The following is a 17,815-nucleotide window of genomic DNA, read 5'->3' as shown; positions in this document are numbered from 1 at the left end:
ACCCAACCTTGCAATTTTTGAAATTGTGTGATACCATAAAACGTTCTCAAAAAGCGCAACACTAACTATTACTGCATGGCAACGAAGCCAACGATCGCATTTACTCACCTCGGCTGCGAAAAAAATCGCATCGATACCGAACACATGATTGGCTTGCTGGCTCAAGCGGGCTATCAAGTGGATTCTAATGAAGAATTAGCTGATTATGTTGTAGTCAATACTTGCAGTTTTATCCAAGCTGCGCGAGAAGAGTCAGTCCGCACCTTGGTAGAATTGGCAGAAGCTAATAAAAAAGTAGTGATCACGGGCTGCATGGCACAGCATTTTCAGCAGGAATTGCTGGACGAATTGCCCGAAGCAGTCGCAATTGTCGGCACTGGCGACTATCACAAAATAGTCAATGTTATGCAGCAGGTCGAAAAGGGCGATCGAGTTTCCCTCGTCTCTTCAGAACCTACTTACATCGCTGACGAAACTACTCCCCGCTACCGCACCACATCGGAAGGTGTCGCGTATCTGCGTATAGCAGAAGGCTGCGACTACCGCTGTGCATTTTGCATTATCCCGCACTTGCGCGGAAATCAAAGGTCGCGGACGATCGAGTCTATCGTCGCCGAAGCTAAGCAATTAGCCTCCGAAGGGGTAAAGGAAATTATCTTAATTTCTCAAATTACCACCAACTACGGCAAAGATATTTATGGCGAACCGAAACTAGCCGAATTGCTTCGCGCTTTGGGTGAAGTAGATGTACCTTGGATTCGGATGCACTACGCCTATCCTACAGGTTTGACTCCGCAAGTTGTCGAGGCAATCCGGGAAACACCAAACGTTTTGCCGTATTTGGATTTACCCCTGCAACACTCGCACCCGGAAATTCTGCGGGCGATGAATCGGCCTTTTCAAGCTGGGATTAATGATGCCATAGTCGATCAACTCAAAGCAGCACTTCCGGGCGCCGTAATGCGAACAACTTTTATTGTTGGGTTCCCCGGCGAAACCGATGAACACGCAGCACACTTGCTGGAATTTGTCAAGCGCCACGAATTCGATCACGTAGGAGTTTTTGTATTTTCGCCAGAAGAAGGAACCCCAGCCTTCAGCTTGCCCCAGCAAATACCTGCAGAAATAATGGAAATGCGGCGCAATTCGGTAATGGCGGCACAACAACCTATATCATTGAAGAAGAATCAAGAGTCTGTCGGTCAGGTAGTTGATGTCCTGATAGAACAAGAACAACCAGAGACAGGCGAGTTGATTGGTAGATCCGCTCGGTTTTCCCCAGAAGTAGATGGACTCGTCTATGTGACAGGAGAAGCGCGACTGGGTTCGATCGTATCTGTGAAAATTACTGGTGCAGATGTCTACGACCTCTACGGTCAAGTGTAAGTATTGCTGGAACTGTTGCCTGAGACGGTGCGGCGAACAAAAACCGGACACGAACCAAAAATGATTAGTAGATTGTGCAGAAAAAGTAACGTTTAGTACACAATTGTGCAAAGATATGTAGCAAAGGGGTTCTAAATTTTTTTAGCCCCTATCTGGCAATCGACCCTCCCCGTCGGGGTGTGGTAATCTCTACAGAACATCGGAAAATTTTAACGAATTTAATGTTTTGTTTCTGAATGTAAAGAGTTATGATGATAACAAGCCAGAAATAAGCGGGGATAATTTGAGATTGCTTCGCCGTCCGCCCTACACCACAACGGTATCCCGAAAGAGTGTTGAGATGGATAGGCGGTAACGGTCGCCCCATCCCCTGCTCAATCCCGCAGGCGACGGATTGCGGGATAGCGCCTGAACCAAACAACCTGTTACTACTATTTATGTAGTGAAGTGGGGCTGGTCATGATCCTCACTATAAAATGCCTAAGAGGGAAAGCTTGCAAGTACCTCAAAGGAAGTCCAATGTCCTGTTTTAAGAATGTTGGAAGCCTATAACCCGACCCCTGGCGGTTGGTATCGGTGATGTCACAAAATCAAAGACGGCTGTCGAATTGGTAAATTTAGTCACCATCGACGGAGCTGCCCTATACTCGATTGCTATTTAAGAAGGTGCGCGCAGGCGCAGCACCATAAAGAACTCTTATGAGTTCCTGCCCTAGAGCAGAAATCCGCATCCGAGTTGGGCAACTTAGAAGGCTAAGACTCGTTATTAGGAGCATTAATGAATTTATTGTTTGAAGGCTTAGGTCTTTCGGAAGAACTCGTTCTCCATCTGGAAACACTAGGCTTTACAGAACCTACTCCCATCCAAGTACAAGCAATTCCGCACCTGTTAGCAGGTCGCGACGTTGTGGGTCAAGCCCAAACAGGGACAGGCAAAACGGCAGCATTCTCGTTGCCCATCTTGGAGCGGATTGATTTAGATCTGACTGCGGTGCAAGCACTGGTGCTGACGCCGACTCGCGAATTGGCGATGCAAGTAACTGAAGCCATCCGTGATTTGAGCGGCATCAGCAGCGACGGCCCGGTAAAAGTGGGTCGCTCTCTGCAAGTTCTGACAGTGTACGGCGGTCAATCGATCGATCGTCAAATGCAGCGTTTGAAGCGCGGCGTTCACGTCGTTGTCGGTACACCCGGACGCATATTGGATATGCTGAGCCGCGGCAGCCTGAAACTAGACAAGGTAAAGTGGCTGGTTTTGGATGAAGCTGACGAAATGCTGAGCATGGGCTTTATCCAAGATGTGGAAAAAATCTTGGATGCTGCACCAAAAGAACGTCAAACGGCATTTTTCTCGGCGACGATGGAAGCTTCCATTCGGAAATTGGTGGCGCGGCATTTGCGTAACCCAGTCAACGTCACCGTAGAACAGCCAAAAGCAACGCCGAAGCGCATCAGCCAAGGCGTGTACATGATTCCCCGTGGCTGGTCGAAGGCAAGAGCTCTACAGCCAATCCTAGAAATGGAAGACCCGGAATCTGCACTGATTTTTGTGCGGACTCGGCAGTCGGCGGCAGAACTCACCAGCCAACTGCAAGCAGCAGGTCACAGCGTTGATGAGTATCACGGTAATTTGAATCAGGCACAACGGGAACGTTTGTTGCATCGGTTCCGCCAATGTCAGGTGCGCTGGGTAGTGGCGACTGATATTGCGGCGCGGGGTTTGGACGTGGATCACTTGACTCACGTGATTAACTACGATTTGCCCGACAGTGTGGAAAGTTACGTTCACCGGATCGGACGCACGGGCCGGGCTGGTCGCGAAGGAACGGCGATTACGCTGATTCAACCGGTCGATCGCCGCAAACTGCGCTTGATTGAACGCCACGTGCGATCGAGCTTGACGGTGCGAAACATTCCGACACGGGCGCAAATTGAAGCTCGTCAGTTGGAAAAGATGCAAGGTAAAGTTCGCGAAGCTTTGGCTGGCGAACGGATGGCATCTTTCTTGCCTCTGGTGTCTCAGTTATCCGAGGAGTACGACTCCCACGCGATCGCCGCTGCTGCTTTGCAAATGGCTTTCGATCAAAGCCGTCCTGCTTGGATGGGCGCGGATTACGCTCAACAAGAAGATCCCCCGATTGGTGGAGAAAACAGCGTCAAGCCAATCTTGATCAAAAAGCGGGCTAAGACTGGTGCGCCAAGTAATTCTGTAGCGCCGACTTTTTCTGGAGCGCCGAGTGCTCCTGTTCCCCAGAACAGCTAATTGGTAGGGTGCACAATGTGCACCTTATTTAGAATTTTTGTAGAGGTGCGATCGATCGCACCTCTACTTTTTTTTAGGGGTGTGATCCCAAATCCGAGCTCGGCGGTTGAAACCGCGAACAAACTTTCGTCCACTCCTAGCGGACTGAGAATTGGATAAGTAAAGATGCAAGGAAAGCGATCGGACAATTTCTGTAACTAATTCTACGCTGAGAACGTTAATTGATGAATTGGGTACTGAGTGTCAAAATGTGATTACTTTAATCCATCAGCTTCAGTTGCTTGATTTAAGCGATCGACAAAAAGCTGAAATTATAGCAGAGTTCCTTCCTCTCTGCAATCCATCTCAAAGTTCACTGCGGAGAGGATTTTCAGACATTAATTCCTGAGGAAATGACAAAATTGTCGGATGATGATGAAGAGGATTAAAGAGACGCGGGCGATCGTACATCAGGAAAAAGCCCTCCAGTCAACTTACAGAAAGGCTAAAAATCCTCATAAATAAGGAAGAAAGTCCTGACTACAAACTGGTGAACCGGGACTTTTGCACTGTTGTTTAATATTTCAGTTTAGCTGCGTGCCCACAATAATTTTTTGCACGCGATCGCCCTTAATTTCCCCAATCAAATTAGAAGCCTTTTGGTCATTGCTGTAAGTCAACCGAGTCACTCCACCCTGCACAGATTGCGACCCATAACCGTAAGTTTTAACAACTTTTTGGCTGTTATCTCCTACCTTCACACCATCAATTGTCAGAAACTTGGGATTGGTAGTATAAATTAAATAAACTTTGCCCTCCCATGCTGCTACCGTCAATCCTGAGTAGGTTAGCGTGCGAATCTTGCCGCCGATGCCAGACGCAGCAGGTTTAGTTTCATCGCGCTGCGGTTTTCCCAACTTACGTTTTGCCTCTTCTACAGACATCCCCAACCGAACGCCGCCAATCCCCAGGCGCGAATAGTTCAGCGCCGCCGGCTTTTGTGTCGCGCTGAGCATTCTTTCTAGAGTCGCAACAGTTTGATTCATAGCGGGAACAGGGCGAAGTAAAGCAGCAAATCCTAAGCTAGAAATTGCGAGATTCATCATGATGCCAGCGACGGCTGTTGTCACAAATATTTTTACCATTTTTTTATAGCTTTATTTGGCAATGTATTCGCGCGATCGCCGGCTCGATCCGGATCTATACTAATAATCCCCGGTGTAGAAAATTCACTCCTACACAAGCAAAATCCGCCTGGGCGGACTAAAAGAGTAAAGATATTGATCCCCAAAAATATAACGCCTAGAAACTCGGTTTCTGTAGAAGCAGTGCCAAGATATCTCGCCATGACGGATTTCTGAATACCAAACAAAGTTTTACGTTTAATTAAAGCGACTACTTAATAACCGGAATTGCTGTGATATCCTAACAAAAGCCATATCTGCATAAAATAAGTAATTTAGATGACCGCAACAGATTCTACTAAACACCAAAAATCCAAAGCCCTGAAACCGGGTAGCCGCCGCCCCGCTAAAGAACTTTGCAGCGAGTGCGGTTTGTGCGATACATATTACATCCATTATGTCAAGGAATCTTGTGCTTTCTTAACACAGCATATCGCGGAACTGGAAGAAGAGATTCACGGGCGATCGCGCAATCTCGACAATGCCGACGATTGGTATTTCGGAGTCAGTCAAAACATGATGGCGGCTCGCAAAAAAGAACCAATTGAGGGTGCTCAGTGGACGGGGATCGTCAGCACAATTGCGATTGAAATGCTCGAAAAAGGAATTGTAGAAGGCGTTGTTTGCGTCCAAAATACCGAAGCAGACCGCTTTCAACCGATGCCGATTATTGCTAGGAATCGTGAAGAGATTCTCGCAGCCAAAGTCAACAAACCCACTCTCTCTCCCAATCTTTCCGTATTAGAACAAATCGAAGAATCGGGGATGAAGCGGCTGTTAGTAATTGGTGTCGGCTGTCAAATTCAAGCCTTGCGAACAGTCGAGAAAAAACTCGGTTTAGAAAAGCTTTACGTTTTGGGAACTCCCTGTGTCGATAATGTCAGCCGCGCGGGCTTGCAGAAATTCCTAGATACGACTAGCCGTTCTCCCCAAACAGTTGTATCTTATGAGTTTATGCAAGACTTTAACGTTCACTTCAAACACGAAGATGGTTCGGAAGAAAAAGTGCCGTTTTTTGGCTTGAATACTAAGGAATTGAAAGATGTTTTTGCTCCTTCTTGTTTGAGCTGTTTTGATTATGTCAATTCTTTAGCAGATTTAGTTGTGGGCTACATGGGCGCACCCTTTGGCTGGCAGTGGATTGTGGTGCGAAATGACACCGGGCAAGAGATGTTAGATTTGGTAACGGATCAGTTAAATACTCAGCCGGTGATGTCTAAGGGAAACCGAAAAGAAGCGGTTCAGCAAAGTATTCCGGCTTATGAAAAAGGGGTGACTTTGCCAATGTGGGCGGCGAAGTTAATGGGAGTTTTTATTGAGAGAATTGGGCCGAAGGGTTTGGAATATGCTCGGTTTTCGATTGATTCTCATTTCACTCGCAATTATCTGTACGTGAAGCGCAATTACCCGGAGAAATTAGAGGCTCATGTGCCGGAATATGCTAAGCGGATTGTGGGACAGTATAAGTTACCAGATGTGTAAACTTGTAGGGTGCGTCAGTCAGGAGTTGTTGGATTATAGAAAAAATAATGCTAACTGACGCACCCTGCTACTCAAGGATAGCAAAAGATAGAAAACAAATGCACTTGGGAACAATCGAATTATGGAATCGCAGAACGTTAACTAGACTGGCTATCCTTAGTACAATCTTAATTAGTCTGATTAGTGGGATATGGTTGAGTATGATTGCAATGCCAGGGAAAAGCTACAGCGGGACAATTCCCCCTTTAACAGCAAAGGAAATATCGCTCAGAGATGCTTTACAGCGCGATGTGGAAAAGCTCTCTGGTGAAATCGGAGAGCGCAACTTTATACAATATCAAAAACTTGGAGAAGCCGCTGACTTTCTCGAAGCATCTTTTCAAGCTGTTGGCTATAAAGTTGAACGACAAGGATATAAAATTGATGATAAATTTTATTATAACATAGAAGTGGAGATTCCAGGGGGAAAAAAGGCAGATGAAATAGTTGTAATTGGGGCACATTATGATTCTGTGGTGGGGAGTCCAGGGGCAAATGATAACGCAACTGGGGCGGCGGGAGTGCTGGCTTTAGCGAGAATGTTTGCAGGTAAAAAGCCTGAAAAGACTGTGCGTTTTGTTGAGTTTGTGAATGAGGAACCGCCTTTTTTCTGGACTGCTGATATGGGGAGTTTGGTTTATGCGAAAAGATGCAGAGAACGTAATGAAAAAATTGTTTCGATGCTCAGTTTAGAAACAATTGGTTATTACTCAGATGCCAAAAACAGTCAGAAATATCCAGCACCATTAAACCTTTTTTATCCTACATCGGGGAATTTTATCGGATTTATTGGCAATACATCCTCAAGTAAACTGGTTAGAGAGGCGATCGCATCTTTCCGTCGCCATGCTGAATTTCCCTCGGAAGGTGCAGCAATTCCGGGTGGCATTCCTGGTGTGGGTTGGTCTGATCAATGGTCTTTTTGGCAACATGGTTATCCAGGGCTGATGGTGACAGATACTGCTCCCTATCGCTATCCTTACTATCACACGGCGCAAGATACACCCGATAAGGTTGACTGGGAAGGGACGGCCAAGGTGATAGCTGGATTGGAAAAAGTTGTGGCAGATTTGGTGGGAGTTGATATTAATTAGTTGCGTAGGGTGCCCAGCGGGGAAATATCCTCGCTGGGAACAGAATATTATGCAAAATGACGCACCTACTAATTACTATAAGTTGCCTGAGTGAGGTGATTAAGAGAGTTTGTAATAGATGTTTTGCAGGGACACGGTAAGGCAGTCTCTTTGTTGTATACGGTTGAGAAAATTAGAGAATATTATCACAGTCATAGTTGCACAGAAATACATGAATTTACCAAAGTCGATCGCATTTACTTGTTGTGTGCTTCTAGCATTATCTGGAAATGGAGTGTCGGCGAAAGCAGCAGAAGTGCGATCGGGAAACAGTAGACGAACATTTGCCGATTGGTGCCGCCAAAAAGCTGATTTGAGTCCTCAAGCTAAACATACAGTTGAGGTGCTGTTGGAGCGAGCTGAGACTACTGAGTGCGATGCGGCTAATCAGAAACTTTCGACTCTCACCGAACTCGCTCTCAACAACTATGAAATCAGCGACATCAAACCGCTAGAATCCTTAACTAACCTGACTGGACTCCTCCTCCACAACAATCATCTGGGCGACATAAAACCGCTAGAATCGTTGACTAACCTGACTGTGCTCTACCTCGACAACAATCATCTGGGCGACATCAAACCGCTAGAATCCTTGACTAACCTGACTTCGCTCAAGCTCGACAACAATAAAATTAGCGACATAAAACCGCTAGAATCCTTGACTAACCTGACTTCGCTCAAGCTCGACAACAATCATCTGGGCGACATCAAACCGCTAGAATCCTTGACTAACCTGACTTTTCTCAACCTCGCCAACAATCATCTGGGCGACATCAAACCGCTAGAATCCTTGACTAACCTGACTTGGCTCTACCTCGACAACAATCATCTGGGCGACATCAAACCGCTAGAATCCTTGACTAACCTGACAGATCTCGACCTCGATAACAATAAAATTAGCGACATCAAACCGCTCGAATCTTTGACTAACCTGACTGTGCTCCACCTCGATAACAATCTTCTTGGCGACATCAAACCGCTAGAATCCTTGACTAACCTGACTGTGCTCCACCTCGAAAAAAATCAAATCAGGGACATCAAACCGCTAGAATCCTTGACTAACCTGACTTTGCTCTACCTCAGCGGAAATCCGATCGCCCCCAAAACTTGCCCTCTCAAGCCAGAGTCTATCTGTAAGTGGGAACCCTGAAATTAAATGCTCAAACTTTACTGTTGGGAAAATTAGAGGTACAAGATTATGACATTTATAGTTGCACAAAAACACATGAATTTACCAAAGTCGATCGCACTTACTTGTTGTGCGATCCTAGCATTATCTGGAAATGGACTGTCTGCGAAGGCTGCAGAAACGCGATCGGGAAACATGAGACGAACATTTGCCGATTGGTGTCGCCAAAAAGCTGATTTGAGTCCTGAAGGTAAACATACTGTTGAGATGCTGTTGAAGGAAGCAGGGACTACTGAGTGCGATGCGGCTAATCAGACACTTTCGAGTCTCACGGGACTCCTCCTCGAAAAAAATCAAATCAGCGACATCAAACCGCTAGAATCCTTGACTAACCTGACTTTGCTCCTCCTCGAAAAAAATCAAATCAGCGACATCAAACCGCTAGAATCCTTGACTAAACTGACTGAGCTCCTTCTCAGTGGAAATCCGCTCACTCCCAAAACTTGCCCACTCAAGTCAGAGTCTATCTGTAAGTGGGCACCACAAATAGAACCATAAAACTTTACTGTTACGAAAATTATAGCTACCCCATTAGGACAGAAATCGCCATAATTATAATTTGAAAGTCCGCGTTGGCGGACTTAGTTTGTGTCACCGCGATTTCAATCGCCTGGATATTTTTGCAATAAGTCTATTTCATCACTTAGGATTAACAACAAACTCACTGACAATAAACGGCTTTTGATTGATAATCGCACTGGGATTAGCATCAAGCTGAGACTGCGTGTAAGGTTCAATACCATAAGTTATTACCCGCAACTGCTGACTCTCAGGAGCAATTTCAAACTCATTCCAGCCGTAGGTATGCACTCCTAAATACTCTCCCTGAATCAGTCTAGCGTCAATCCCAGAACCTTCCAAACCAACTGGATCATATCCTAGCGGCGCTGTCCGATTATCCAGAATATTGCGGACAAAGGCATCTTTTTCTTCCCTTGTCGGCAATGAATTATAGCGATCTTTTTCCGATTGTGGCAACAACGCGGTGGGCGTAAAAGCAACTGTTGCTGGACCAAAGGGGGCGGCAAACGGCCCTTGCCCGATGTTCAACTGAATAGCAACAGGACTCGTCATTACATCAATAACATCCGTAGGGATTTGCGGCTGACCTGCGGCTTCTTGATAGGTGACATTATTCACGACATATCCGTGAAAATCTCCGGTGGCAAAAACCACATTTTTAATGTTATTTTCTTTGATGAAACGCAGCAAATCTGTTCGTTCAGCAGCATAACCTTCCCAGCGATCGCCTGCAACCGGAATACCAAAATTTTGTATCGGATCGCTTGACATAACAAACTTCCAAGTGATGCCGTTTTGTTGAGCTTTCAGTAAGTCATTTTTTAAGTCTTGCAGTTGCGCTGCCCCTAACAGCGTGCGATTCGGCGCAAAGGCATCATTGAGAAACTTATTAACAGTAGCTTGGTCGGAAGTTTCTGCAATACTTTTCAAAGAATTATCTCGGAAAGAGCGCAAATCTAACACAAATGTAGCTGCATCACTGCCGAAGGTATTATAGCGATAAAGTTTCTGCTCATTAGCAGTGCGAGAGTCGCCCGTATTGCCATAAAAATCATTTCGCACGGGATTGTAGGCTTGAAATGCTTGTAAAGCCGTGTCAAATACAGGCGTATCATTGACAAAGCCTCCCCCCGTCCCGAAAATCCCCTCTTTTTGCGGTGACTCACTAGGTGTGGCACCCCCGGCAAAATCATTCGTGAGTTCGTGGTCATCCCAGCTAGCATAGATGCTGGTAGAAGCCTGCAAATCAGCCCAGGTATTGAGGCCATAACGTTGAGCGTAGACTTCATTGTGCTTGGTGTTAAACTCTTCAAAAGTTTTAGGTTGTCTGACTCCCGGCAAATCCGGCGATAGATCGTCTACATAAGCGCTGTCGCCGAGGCGAACAAAAAAGTCGAGATTGCGTTCCGGCGCATTTGCAAGGGCCGGGAAAGGAGTAAGTTGACCTTGCCAGTCGCCTGCTACCCCAAATCGTAAACCCTGGCGATTTCCCAACTCAGCAGCAGTGCGGAATTGCCCAACTGCTGAAGTGCCAGCGGCATCACGCACTCGATAAAAATATTGAGTACCAGGCTTTAAATTCGTCAGTTCGGCTTTCACGGGTACGGTAACATCGGTGACGGTATCTGTGAGAGTGCCGAGACTGTTACTGAAGTTTGGATCTGTGGAGTATTCAAAGACAACATTACCCAGAACTGTGCTGCGAGTCCACAAAACCGTTGAAGTTTGGGTGGTATCTCCAGAAGCAATGCCATTTGGCAAGGTTGAGTCACCAGACTTAATAAATGGGGTGACATCTCGCCCTTCAGCAGCGCCAAACTTGATAAAGTGTTCAATGCCAGTAAGTTCGTCGCGTTCCACAGCGCCAGTAATACCGGGGTTTGTGGCCAAATAATAGCTATCGTTATACAAAGGGCTGGGACTGCGGTTTTCCGATTGACCAAATTGGAGGAAGTGACCAATGCCAGTAATTTCATCGCGATCGACAGCCGCAGCAACATCGGGATTTTTCCCTAGATAATAGCTGTTGTTATAGAATGGGCTAGGATTGCGGCCTTCAGATTCTCCAAAATTAATGAAGTGTTGTAATGCTGTCGTAGCTTCGCTATTGACAGCGGCAGCGACATCAGGGTTATTTAGGAGATAATAATTAGTATCGAATAGGGCGCTAGGGTTGCGGCCCTCAAATTGACCAAATTTGCTAAAGTGTTCAAATCCGTTTTGGAAGTTCCCTTTGGCTACAGCAGCAGCCACTTCTGAGTTTTTAGCCAAATAGTAGCTTTCTTGAAATAGAGTTTTAGCGTCTAACATAAGGGAAAATATGAAGTTTGGTTGTTTAATGACCCTGCTGGCTCAAAATAGCCTTCACAGGATTATACAGTGTCGCGATCGCGATCGTTAAGTAGAAGGAAGAAGGAAGAAGACTTACACAGCAAGATTTTTAATGAGACTTAAACATTTTCCAGCCCCTTTAGAAGCTGAAATCCCATCTAGACCATGCAAAAAAATGTCTGGAACCCTTGGTCTAACTAGATTCATGGCCATTTGAGCTAAAAGTATTTCTCTATCTGCGTTTGAAGCCATTTTGGCTTCAGTTTTTGTCTAAGCCCCGTTAGTCATCCTTGTTTTACCTTTAATATCACGTCCGATGAAATGCGATCGCTAATTCTGCAAACTTCACCCGCTAAACTTCCCGAATTTGCATCAACCGCTGCTTTAACCTTGGTGGATGGCCCCGATCGACCACTTCACACTTCTCCAACAAAAAAGCCCCATCGCCATAATTCAACTTATCCAAACGGTGAGTCACCCACAAAGCCGTCAGCCCGCAATTTTTGACCAAACGCTGCACCGCCGGCACCAAGTTTAACTGAGAATCACGATCGAGTAAAGCCGTAGGTTCATCTAATAGTAAAACCTCGAAATGACGAGGGATTAAACTTAAATATTTGAGTGGCGATCGATCTCAAATCTCAAATCCATTGACTTGATGTTCATCAGAAAAAGACGATCGCCCTTATTGACTAAAAGCGATCGCACACCAACATCTTCCTACAAATCAGCAGCGTGCTGCTTCAATTCATCCAAAGAAACGTATTCCAAAGTCAAGGCGTGAGTCGCAGCCAAAACCACAGGTGGCGCACATCCAGCATCCATTGCTTCCTTCCACCGAGGGGCGCACAAACACCAGCAATCCCCAGGCTTCAAACCGGGAAAGTTAAATTCGGGAACCGGAGTGCTCAAATCATTTCCGTTTGACTTGGTGAATTGCAAAAACTCTTCTGTCAGTTGAGCACAAACAGTGTGAGCCCCAAAGTCGCCACCACCTGTATTGCAGTTGCCGTCCCGATAATATCCTGTCATTGGCGAAGTGCAGCAAGTCTCTAACTTTCCGCCCAGCACATTTGTAGCTTCCGTCACCATCGCAACTCCTGAGTAAAACTCTTCGATCTAATTTTACACAACTCGTTGTTTATATATTTTTTTCATGACAAAGTTGATTAATTTTTGTCCTCTGCATTCTACTTCTTGTTTTCTAATCACAATAAATCCCTGGCTTTCAAAAAAAGGTCGCGCTGTAATGCTGACTTCGGCAAATAACTTGTTAATTCCTAAGTCTTGGGCTTTTGACTCAATTTGTTTTAAAATTAGCCGGCCGACTCCTTGCCTTTGAAAATCTTGATGACAGAAAAAGCAATCGATATGGCCGCTTGCTTCTAATTCCCCAAAACCTGCAATTTTCTCACCCTCTTCTGCTACGAAAGTAAATTTACTGCTTAAACTTTTAGTCCAACTTTCGATATCGATATCGGCTGGCGCCCAAGCATCTACTTGTGCTTGTGTGTAATCGCGGATGTTTACTTCGTGTACGGTGTTGTAAAACAGTTTTACAATTTGTTGGGTATCACCGATTTCGTAGGTTCGTACTCTCATAAATTATCTCACTGCGATCGCTTCTTTAATATTAATTTGGGATTTTTAACCGCTTCGCAACACGGATGGATGTTGGCTTTTACCATTTTGTCTCATTTCTTGCAGGGCGATCGACCAAAAAATTCTTCCCTAGCCCTTGACAAACTCTACGACTCTGTGTTCTATTAAATATAACGATTGTTCGATATATATCAATCCTGCCCGCTGACCCAAAAAATCAATTTTGTAGTGATTGATACTATATCGCACGTTCGATATAGAATTATCAGACCAATAAATTTTAGACTTTAGATAATCTAAAATCTAAAATCTATTCACCCATGCCAAAAATAGTTGACCGCGATCGATACCGTAAAGAACTACTAAACAAATGCTTTGACATATTTGCCGAAAAAGGTTACTCATCAGTAACTATGCGGGAAATTGGGTCAGAAATCGGAGTTTCTACAGGAACCCTTTATCACTACTTCCCGAGTAAAGAAAGTTTGTTCGAGCAGTTAATTGAATACTTGAGCTATGAAGATACAAAAGAAGAAGCAATTTCCGAACTGGGAAATCCGCCAACTTTAGCAGAAAGAGTTGAAAAACTGATGGATTACATCAGCAAAAATGAGGATTACATGCTAAAAAATTTGTTAATGACATTTGATTTTTGCCACCAAAAGACTCGCAAAGAGATTGACAGCAATCAAGCTCTCCAGGAAGCAGGAAAGCGTTATGAAGAGGCAGTCATTTGCTACTTAGGTATCTCCGATCCAGCGCTCGCTAAATTTATCATTTGTTATATTGACGGTTTGCTGGTAAGAAGGTTTTATCAAGGTGAAAGAATATCTGTTGCAGAACAATGGACTTTATTAAAAGAGATGTTGCTCGCTTATTTAGACAAAAATAGCTGCAAGTAGAGGACAAGTATGAATTTTCAATCTTGGATAGAACCTAAAAATAGATTAGTAATCGGAATGGCAATTGCTGCCACCATCATTACCAGCGGTACAGCTTTTTACGGGATTTCTCAGTTTGCACCGTTGGCTCAAAATACGGAACCTTTACGTGCGGAAATACCACCACCGAGGAAAATAACGGCTTTAGGAAGATTGGAACCGCAAGGAGAAGTGGTTCGCTTGGGAGTATCGCAAACTTTAGATGGCGATCGCATTTCCCAGCTTTTAGTCAAAGAGGGCGATCGAGTCAAAGCAGGACAACTAATCGCGATTTTGGATGCGCGCGATCGGCTGCAATCTGTTTTAGATGAAACTCAAGAGAAAGTCAAAGTTGCTCAAGCCCGTTTAGCACAAGTAAAAGCTGGTGCAAAGTCGGGAGAACTTGCCGCACAATCTGCCACAATTGGCAAGCTAGAAGCGGAATTGCAAGGCAACAAAACTGCACAACAAGCCACAGTCGATCGCCTGCAAGCACAATGGCAAGGCGACAGAACCGCACAGCAGGCAACTATCAGCCGAATCACGGCCCAGTGGCAAGGGGAGAGGAAAGCACAACAGGCAACAATTAGCCGAATAGCGGCACAATGGCAAGGAGAAAAAACTGCACAAATAGCAGCGACCGACAAATTGCAAGCCGAGTTTAATAATGCTAAAGCTGAAGATTTCCGACATCAGCAACTCGCGGGTGAAGGTGCAATTTCTCAATCCGTAAGAGATACTAAGCGGCTGGCCTTAGAAACAAGTCGCCAGGAAATTAAAGAAGCACAAGCTAATCTCAGCCGAATTAATAATACGGCAAAGCAGCAACTTGAAGAAGCGCAAGCAAACCTCGATCGCATTAACAATACAGCCAAACAGCAAATTAACGAAGCAGAAGCAAACCTAACTCGCATTAACAGTACATCAATCCAGCAGCTTAACGAAGCTCAATCAATACTCAAACGCATTCAAGAAACTGGCATCGAACAACTAGAAGAAGCGAAATCAACTCTTGATAAAATAGCCGAAGTGCGCCCCGTGGACGTGCAAGCAGCCGAAGCTGAGATCGAAAGTGCGATCGCCCAAGTGAAGCGCGCCCAAGCCGAGTTAAATCAAGCTTCCATCCGCACGCCCAATGCTGGAAAAATCCTGAAAATTCATACTCGCGCTGGTGAAAAAATTAGCGATGACGGCATTGCAGACTTAGGAAAAACTGATCAAATGGTAGTCGTTGCGGAAATTTATCAAACCGATATCAACAAAATTAAGATGGGACAAAATGCAGCGGTGATCGGCCAAGCATTTTCAGGAGAGTTGCAGGGAACAGTCAAAGAGATTGCGTTAAAAGTAAGCAAACAAAATGTGTTTAGCAACCAACCGGGAGAAAACTTGGACAGCCGAGTAGTGGAAGTAAAAATTCACCTGAATCCTGAAGCTAGCAAACAAGTGGCGGGATTGACCAATTTGCAGGTACAAGTAGCAATTAAACAAAACTAAAGTCTTTACTAAAAACCTTGGAGGATTGAAAGTTATGGTAGAATTTGGCCCCGATCCTAACCGACCTTATCCGATGGCAGACCAGCGCAGGGTTTGCTTTATCAAAAACTTCATCAAATCCCCCAATATTATCGTCGGCGATTACTCATATTATGACGATCCAATCGAGCCAGAAAACTTTGAGAAAAATGTACTTTACAATTATGGCAGTGAGAAATTAATTATTGGTAAATTTTGTGCGATCGCCACTAACGTCAAATTCATTATGAGCGGTGCAAATCACAAATTAGACGGCATTTCTACCTATCCTTTTCCCGTATTTGGGAATGGTTGGGAAACAGCCATGAATCTATTAATCGAACTGCCAAGTAAAGGCGATACTGCGATCGGCAATGACGTTTGGATCGGCTATGAATCGGTGATTATGCCGGGAGTCAAAATCGGCGACGGTGCAATCGTGGCCGCCAAAGCAGTTGTAGTAAAAGATGTTCCCGCTTACACCGTTGTCGGTGGAAACCCCGCACATTCAATCAAACAGCGTTTCAGCGATGCTGAAGTTGCACAACTATTAGAGATTCGGTGGTGGGATTGGGAAATTGACAAGATTTCTCGCAACATTAACTTAATTATGCAATCTGATATTAAAGCGCTCAGTAATGCTGAGTAAACTCGCAAATATAGCGATTTAAAATTAACAACCAGGAGGTTTTCCAATGCTTCAAATTGCATACTTAGTTCTCTGTATTCTGGGCACTGCTTTACCGTATTCCCAGTTTGTCCCGTTTCTCTTAGAAAAAGGGTTGAATATTAACGCTTTCTTCGGACAATTGTTTGCCAATCAAATATCCGGCTTTTTTGGTATGGATCTAATCGTCTCTTCCATAGTTTTTTGGTTTTTTGTATTTAGCGAAGGTTCGCGTCTGAAAATGAAAAACTTGTGGATTTATATTGCCAGTAACTTAGTGGTGGGTGTTTCCCTGGGTTTGCCTTTATTTCTCCTAATGCGGCAACGCAAACTTGAAGAAACAGCTTTAAATAACCAACAATAAATTCCCAATTCCCAATTCCCAATTCCCAAAATTTATGTTTCGCAAAACACCCCTTGCATGGTTGCAAGTAACTAGAGAAAAAACCCGCCTCGCTGTTGCTATTGCAGGAATTGCCTTTGCAGATATTCTGATTTTTGTGCAACTGGGATTTCGAGATGCACTATTCGATTCTGCCGTTAAGCCGCACCAAAGTTTACAGACAGATTTAGTTTTAATCAATCCTCAATTTGAAACTTTTGCTGCGGTAAAAGATTTCAACCGAGAGCGACTTTACCAAGCACAAGGAGTAGAAGGAGTAAAATCCGTCACTCCCTTATATATTGGTATGGGACAGTGGCGAAATCCCACAACCCGCACTACTCGATCGATTTTAATTTTTGGAATCGACCCCGGAAACATAACATTTAATTTGCCTGATGTCAATCAAAAATTGCCTCAAATTCAAATGTTTAATCATGTGTTGTTTGACCAATCTTCTCGACCTGAATACGGCGAGATTGCCAATATTTTTAACAAACAATCTACCCTCGAAACTGAACTCAATAAACGCAATATTAAAGTAGGAGGAGTCTTTACTCTCGGTACTTCCTTCGTGGCTGACGGCAATGTGATTGCCAGCGATTCTACATTCATGAACTTATTTCCCGATCGCACACCCGATCAAGTTGATGTCGGCTTAATCAAGCTACAACCCGATGCCGATATCAAAAAAACCCAGTCAATGCTCAAAGCTATATTGCCCGATGATGTCAAAGTTTTAACCCTAGCAGAATTTGCAGAAATTGAAAAAGCTTATTGGGCCAATGCTACTCCGATCGGCTTTATTTTCGGATTCGGTACAATTATCGGATTCGTTGTTGGTCTGATTATTGTTTACCAAATTCTTTACTCGGACGTTTCCGATCACTTAGCGGAATATGCGACTTTAAAAGCAATGGGATATAGCGATCGCTATTTAGTCGGAGTCTTAATTCAGGAAGCTCTGCTATTAGCTGTATTAGGTTTTATGCCGGGAATTGTTTTAGCCAACGGACTGTATTCGCTAGCACAATCTGCCACTTTACTGCCAATTGCGATGACAACAAATCGAGCGGTTGTAGTGTTAAGTTTGACGATCGTGATGTGTACCGGTTCCGGCGCCCTCGCCCTCCGCAAACTCCAATCAGCCGACCCCGCAGACATCTTCTAATCTGGGTTCATCAGCGTCAATCTGCCTGCATCTGCGGTCAAAAAAACTCC

15 protein-coding genes and 1 pseudogene are annotated in these 17,815 nt (G+C 44.7%); 11 read left to right on the top strand and 5 right to left on the bottom strand.

The annotated features are described in order from the left end of the window. The first annotated feature begins 75 nt into the window (after nucleotides 1-75). Together rimO and QUA70_RS11570 are read left to right on the top strand one after the other, a co-directional pair. Entirely contained in the window at nucleotides 76-1,386 is a 1,311-nt protein-coding gene (gene rimO, locus QUA70_RS11575) for a 30S ribosomal protein S12 methylthiotransferase RimO (RefSeq protein ID WP_333325601.1), read from the top strand. Nucleotides 1,387-2,164: 778 nt separating this feature from the next. Then, entirely contained in the window at nucleotides 2,165-3,649 is a 1,485-nt protein-coding gene (locus QUA70_RS11570; protein WP_333325604.1) for a DEAD/DEAH box helicase, read from the top strand. 563 nt (nucleotides 3,650-4,212) lie between these two features. On the opposite strand, the gene QUA70_RS11565 is transcribed toward QUA70_RS11570, so the two are convergent. Next, complete coding sequence (locus tag QUA70_RS11565) at nucleotides 4,213-4,773, bottom strand: hypothetical protein (RefSeq protein ID WP_333325607.1); 561 nt, start codon at nucleotides 4,771-4,773, stop codon at nucleotides 4,213-4,215. 318 nt (nucleotides 4,774-5,091) lie between these two features. Here QUA70_RS11565 and QUA70_RS11560 point away from each other — a divergent pair, with 318 nt between their 5' ends. The 4 genes from QUA70_RS11560 to QUA70_RS11545 all read left to right on the top strand — a co-directional run bounded on the left by QUA70_RS11560 (nucleotide 5,092) and on the right by QUA70_RS11545 (nucleotide 9,153). Continuing rightward, nucleotides 5,092-6,294, top strand: a complete 1,203-nt coding sequence (locus QUA70_RS11560; protein ID WP_333325610.1) for a Coenzyme F420 hydrogenase/dehydrogenase, beta subunit C-terminal domain — start codon at nucleotides 5,092-5,094, stop codon at nucleotides 6,292-6,294. A 98-nt stretch (nucleotides 6,295-6,392) separates the two neighbouring features. Then, entirely contained in the window at nucleotides 6,393-7,427 is a 1,035-nt protein-coding gene (locus tag QUA70_RS11555; RefSeq protein WP_333347071.1) for a M28 family peptidase, read from the top strand. Between the two features lie 211 nt (nucleotides 7,428-7,638). After that, a complete protein-coding gene (locus QUA70_RS11550) occupies nucleotides 7,639-8,616 on the top strand; it encodes a leucine-rich repeat domain-containing protein (protein WP_333347068.1) in 978 nt (325 codons plus the stop codon). 48 nt (nucleotides 8,617-8,664) lie between these two features. Continuing rightward, nucleotides 8,665-9,153: a leucine-rich repeat domain-containing protein gene (locus tag QUA70_RS11545; RefSeq protein WP_333347065.1), complete on the top strand. Its 489-nt coding sequence runs from the start codon at nucleotides 8,665-8,667 to the stop codon at nucleotides 9,151-9,153. Nucleotides 9,154-9,294: 141 nt separating this feature from the next. Here QUA70_RS11545 and QUA70_RS11540 read toward each other — a convergent pair whose 3' ends face one another. From QUA70_RS11540 to QUA70_RS11525, 4 genes and pseudogenes are all read right to left on the bottom strand, one after another. Beyond that, entirely contained in the window at nucleotides 9,295-11,487 is a 2,193-nt protein-coding gene (locus QUA70_RS11540) for an alkaline phosphatase D family protein (protein WP_333347062.1), read from the bottom strand. 373 nt (nucleotides 11,488-11,860) lie between these two features. Further along, a pseudogene (locus QUA70_RS11535) lies at nucleotides 11,861-12,112 on the bottom strand (ABC transporter ATP-binding protein); the annotation flags it as partial. A 116-nt stretch (nucleotides 12,113-12,228) separates the two neighbouring features. Beyond that, on the bottom strand, nucleotides 12,229-12,600 hold the full coding sequence (locus tag QUA70_RS11530; RefSeq protein ID WP_333347059.1) for a DUF2237 domain-containing protein: 372 nt from the start codon (nucleotides 12,598-12,600) through the stop codon (nucleotides 12,229-12,231). 33 nt (nucleotides 12,601-12,633) lie between these two features. Further along, nucleotides 12,634-13,110 carry a GNAT family N-acetyltransferase gene (locus QUA70_RS11525; protein ID WP_333347057.1) on the bottom strand — a complete coding sequence of 159 codons (477 nt, stop codon included), beginning with the start codon at nucleotides 13,108-13,110 and terminating at the stop codon, nucleotides 12,634-12,636. A 320-nt stretch (nucleotides 13,111-13,430) separates the two neighbouring features. Here QUA70_RS11525 and QUA70_RS11520 point away from each other — a divergent pair, with 320 nt between their 5' ends. Genes QUA70_RS11520 through devC form a run of 5 tightly spaced genes read left to right on the top strand, consistent with a single transcriptional unit; the run spans nucleotide 13,431 to nucleotide 17,765 of the window. Further along, nucleotides 13,431-14,012 carry a TetR/AcrR family transcriptional regulator gene (locus QUA70_RS11520; RefSeq protein WP_333347054.1) on the top strand — a complete coding sequence of 194 codons (582 nt, stop codon included), beginning with the start codon at nucleotides 13,431-13,433 and terminating at the stop codon, nucleotides 14,010-14,012. Between the two features lie 9 nt (nucleotides 14,013-14,021). After that, nucleotides 14,022-15,527, top strand: a complete 1,506-nt coding sequence (locus tag QUA70_RS11515) for an HlyD family efflux transporter periplasmic adaptor subunit (protein WP_333347051.1) — start codon at nucleotides 14,022-14,024, stop codon at nucleotides 15,525-15,527. Nucleotides 15,528-15,561: 34 nt separating this feature from the next. After that, nucleotides 15,562-16,194, top strand: coding sequence for a Vat family streptogramin A O-acetyltransferase (locus tag QUA70_RS11510; protein ID WP_333347048.1), 633 nt, complete (start codon nucleotides 15,562-15,564; stop codon nucleotides 16,192-16,194). A 46-nt stretch (nucleotides 16,195-16,240) separates the two neighbouring features. Continuing rightward, nucleotides 16,241-16,576, top strand: coding sequence for a DUF2834 domain-containing protein (locus QUA70_RS11505; RefSeq protein WP_333347045.1), 336 nt, complete (start codon nucleotides 16,241-16,243; stop codon nucleotides 16,574-16,576). 34 nt (nucleotides 16,577-16,610) lie between these two features. Then, nucleotides 16,611-17,765 carry an ABC transporter permease DevC gene (gene devC / locus QUA70_RS11500; RefSeq protein WP_333347042.1) on the top strand — a complete coding sequence of 385 codons (1,155 nt, stop codon included), beginning with the start codon at nucleotides 16,611-16,613 and terminating at the stop codon, nucleotides 17,763-17,765. The last annotated feature ends 50 nt before the right edge of the window (nucleotides 17,766-17,815 follow it).

Origin of the sequence: Microcoleus sp. LAD1_D5, from assembly GCF_036702115.1 — a bacterium.
Lineage (GTDB): Bacteria > Cyanobacteriota > Cyanobacteriia > Cyanobacteriales > Microcoleaceae > Microcoleus.
This window is presented reverse-complemented; position numbering and strand designations above follow the sequence as displayed.

What these genes read in the sequence shown, in the direction of transcription:
- rimO (WP_333325601.1), top strand. Translation starts at nt 76, where the DNA reads ATGGCAACGAAGCCAACGATCGCATTTACTCACCTCGGCTGCGAAAAA.
- QUA70_RS11570 (WP_333325604.1), top strand. Translation starts at nt 2,165, where the DNA reads ATGAATTTATTGTTTGAAGGCTTAGGTCTTTCGGAAGAACTCGTTCTC.
- QUA70_RS11565 (WP_333325607.1), bottom strand. Translation starts at nt 4,773, where the DNA reads ATGGTAAAAATATTTGTGACAACAGCCGTCGCTGGCATCATGATGAAT.
- QUA70_RS11560 (WP_333325610.1), top strand. Translation starts at nt 5,092, where the DNA reads ATGACCGCAACAGATTCTACTAAACACCAAAAATCCAAAGCCCTGAAA.
- QUA70_RS11555 (WP_333347071.1), top strand. Translation starts at nt 6,393, where the DNA reads ATGCACTTGGGAACAATCGAATTATGGAATCGCAGAACGTTAACTAGA.
- QUA70_RS11550 (WP_333347068.1), top strand. Translation starts at nt 7,639, where the DNA reads ATGAATTTACCAAAGTCGATCGCATTTACTTGTTGTGTGCTTCTAGCA.
- QUA70_RS11545 (WP_333347065.1), top strand. Translation starts at nt 8,665, where the DNA reads ATGACATTTATAGTTGCACAAAAACACATGAATTTACCAAAGTCGATC.
- QUA70_RS11540 (WP_333347062.1), bottom strand. Translation starts at nt 11,487, where the DNA reads ATGTTAGACGCTAAAACTCTATTTCAAGAAAGCTACTATTTGGCTAAA.
- QUA70_RS11530 (WP_333347059.1), bottom strand. Translation starts at nt 12,600, where the DNA reads ATGGTGACGGAAGCTACAAATGTGCTGGGCGGAAAGTTAGAGACTTGC.
- QUA70_RS11525 (WP_333347057.1), bottom strand. Translation starts at nt 13,110, where the DNA reads ATGAGAGTACGAACCTACGAAATCGGTGATACCCAACAAATTGTAAAA.
- QUA70_RS11520 (WP_333347054.1), top strand. Translation starts at nt 13,431, where the DNA reads ATGCCAAAAATAGTTGACCGCGATCGATACCGTAAAGAACTACTAAAC.
- QUA70_RS11515 (WP_333347051.1), top strand. Translation starts at nt 14,022, where the DNA reads ATGAATTTTCAATCTTGGATAGAACCTAAAAATAGATTAGTAATCGGA.
- QUA70_RS11510 (WP_333347048.1), top strand. Translation starts at nt 15,562, where the DNA reads ATGGTAGAATTTGGCCCCGATCCTAACCGACCTTATCCGATGGCAGAC.
- QUA70_RS11505 (WP_333347045.1), top strand. Translation starts at nt 16,241, where the DNA reads ATGCTTCAAATTGCATACTTAGTTCTCTGTATTCTGGGCACTGCTTTA.
- devC (WP_333347042.1), top strand. Translation starts at nt 16,611, where the DNA reads ATGTTTCGCAAAACACCCCTTGCATGGTTGCAAGTAACTAGAGAAAAA.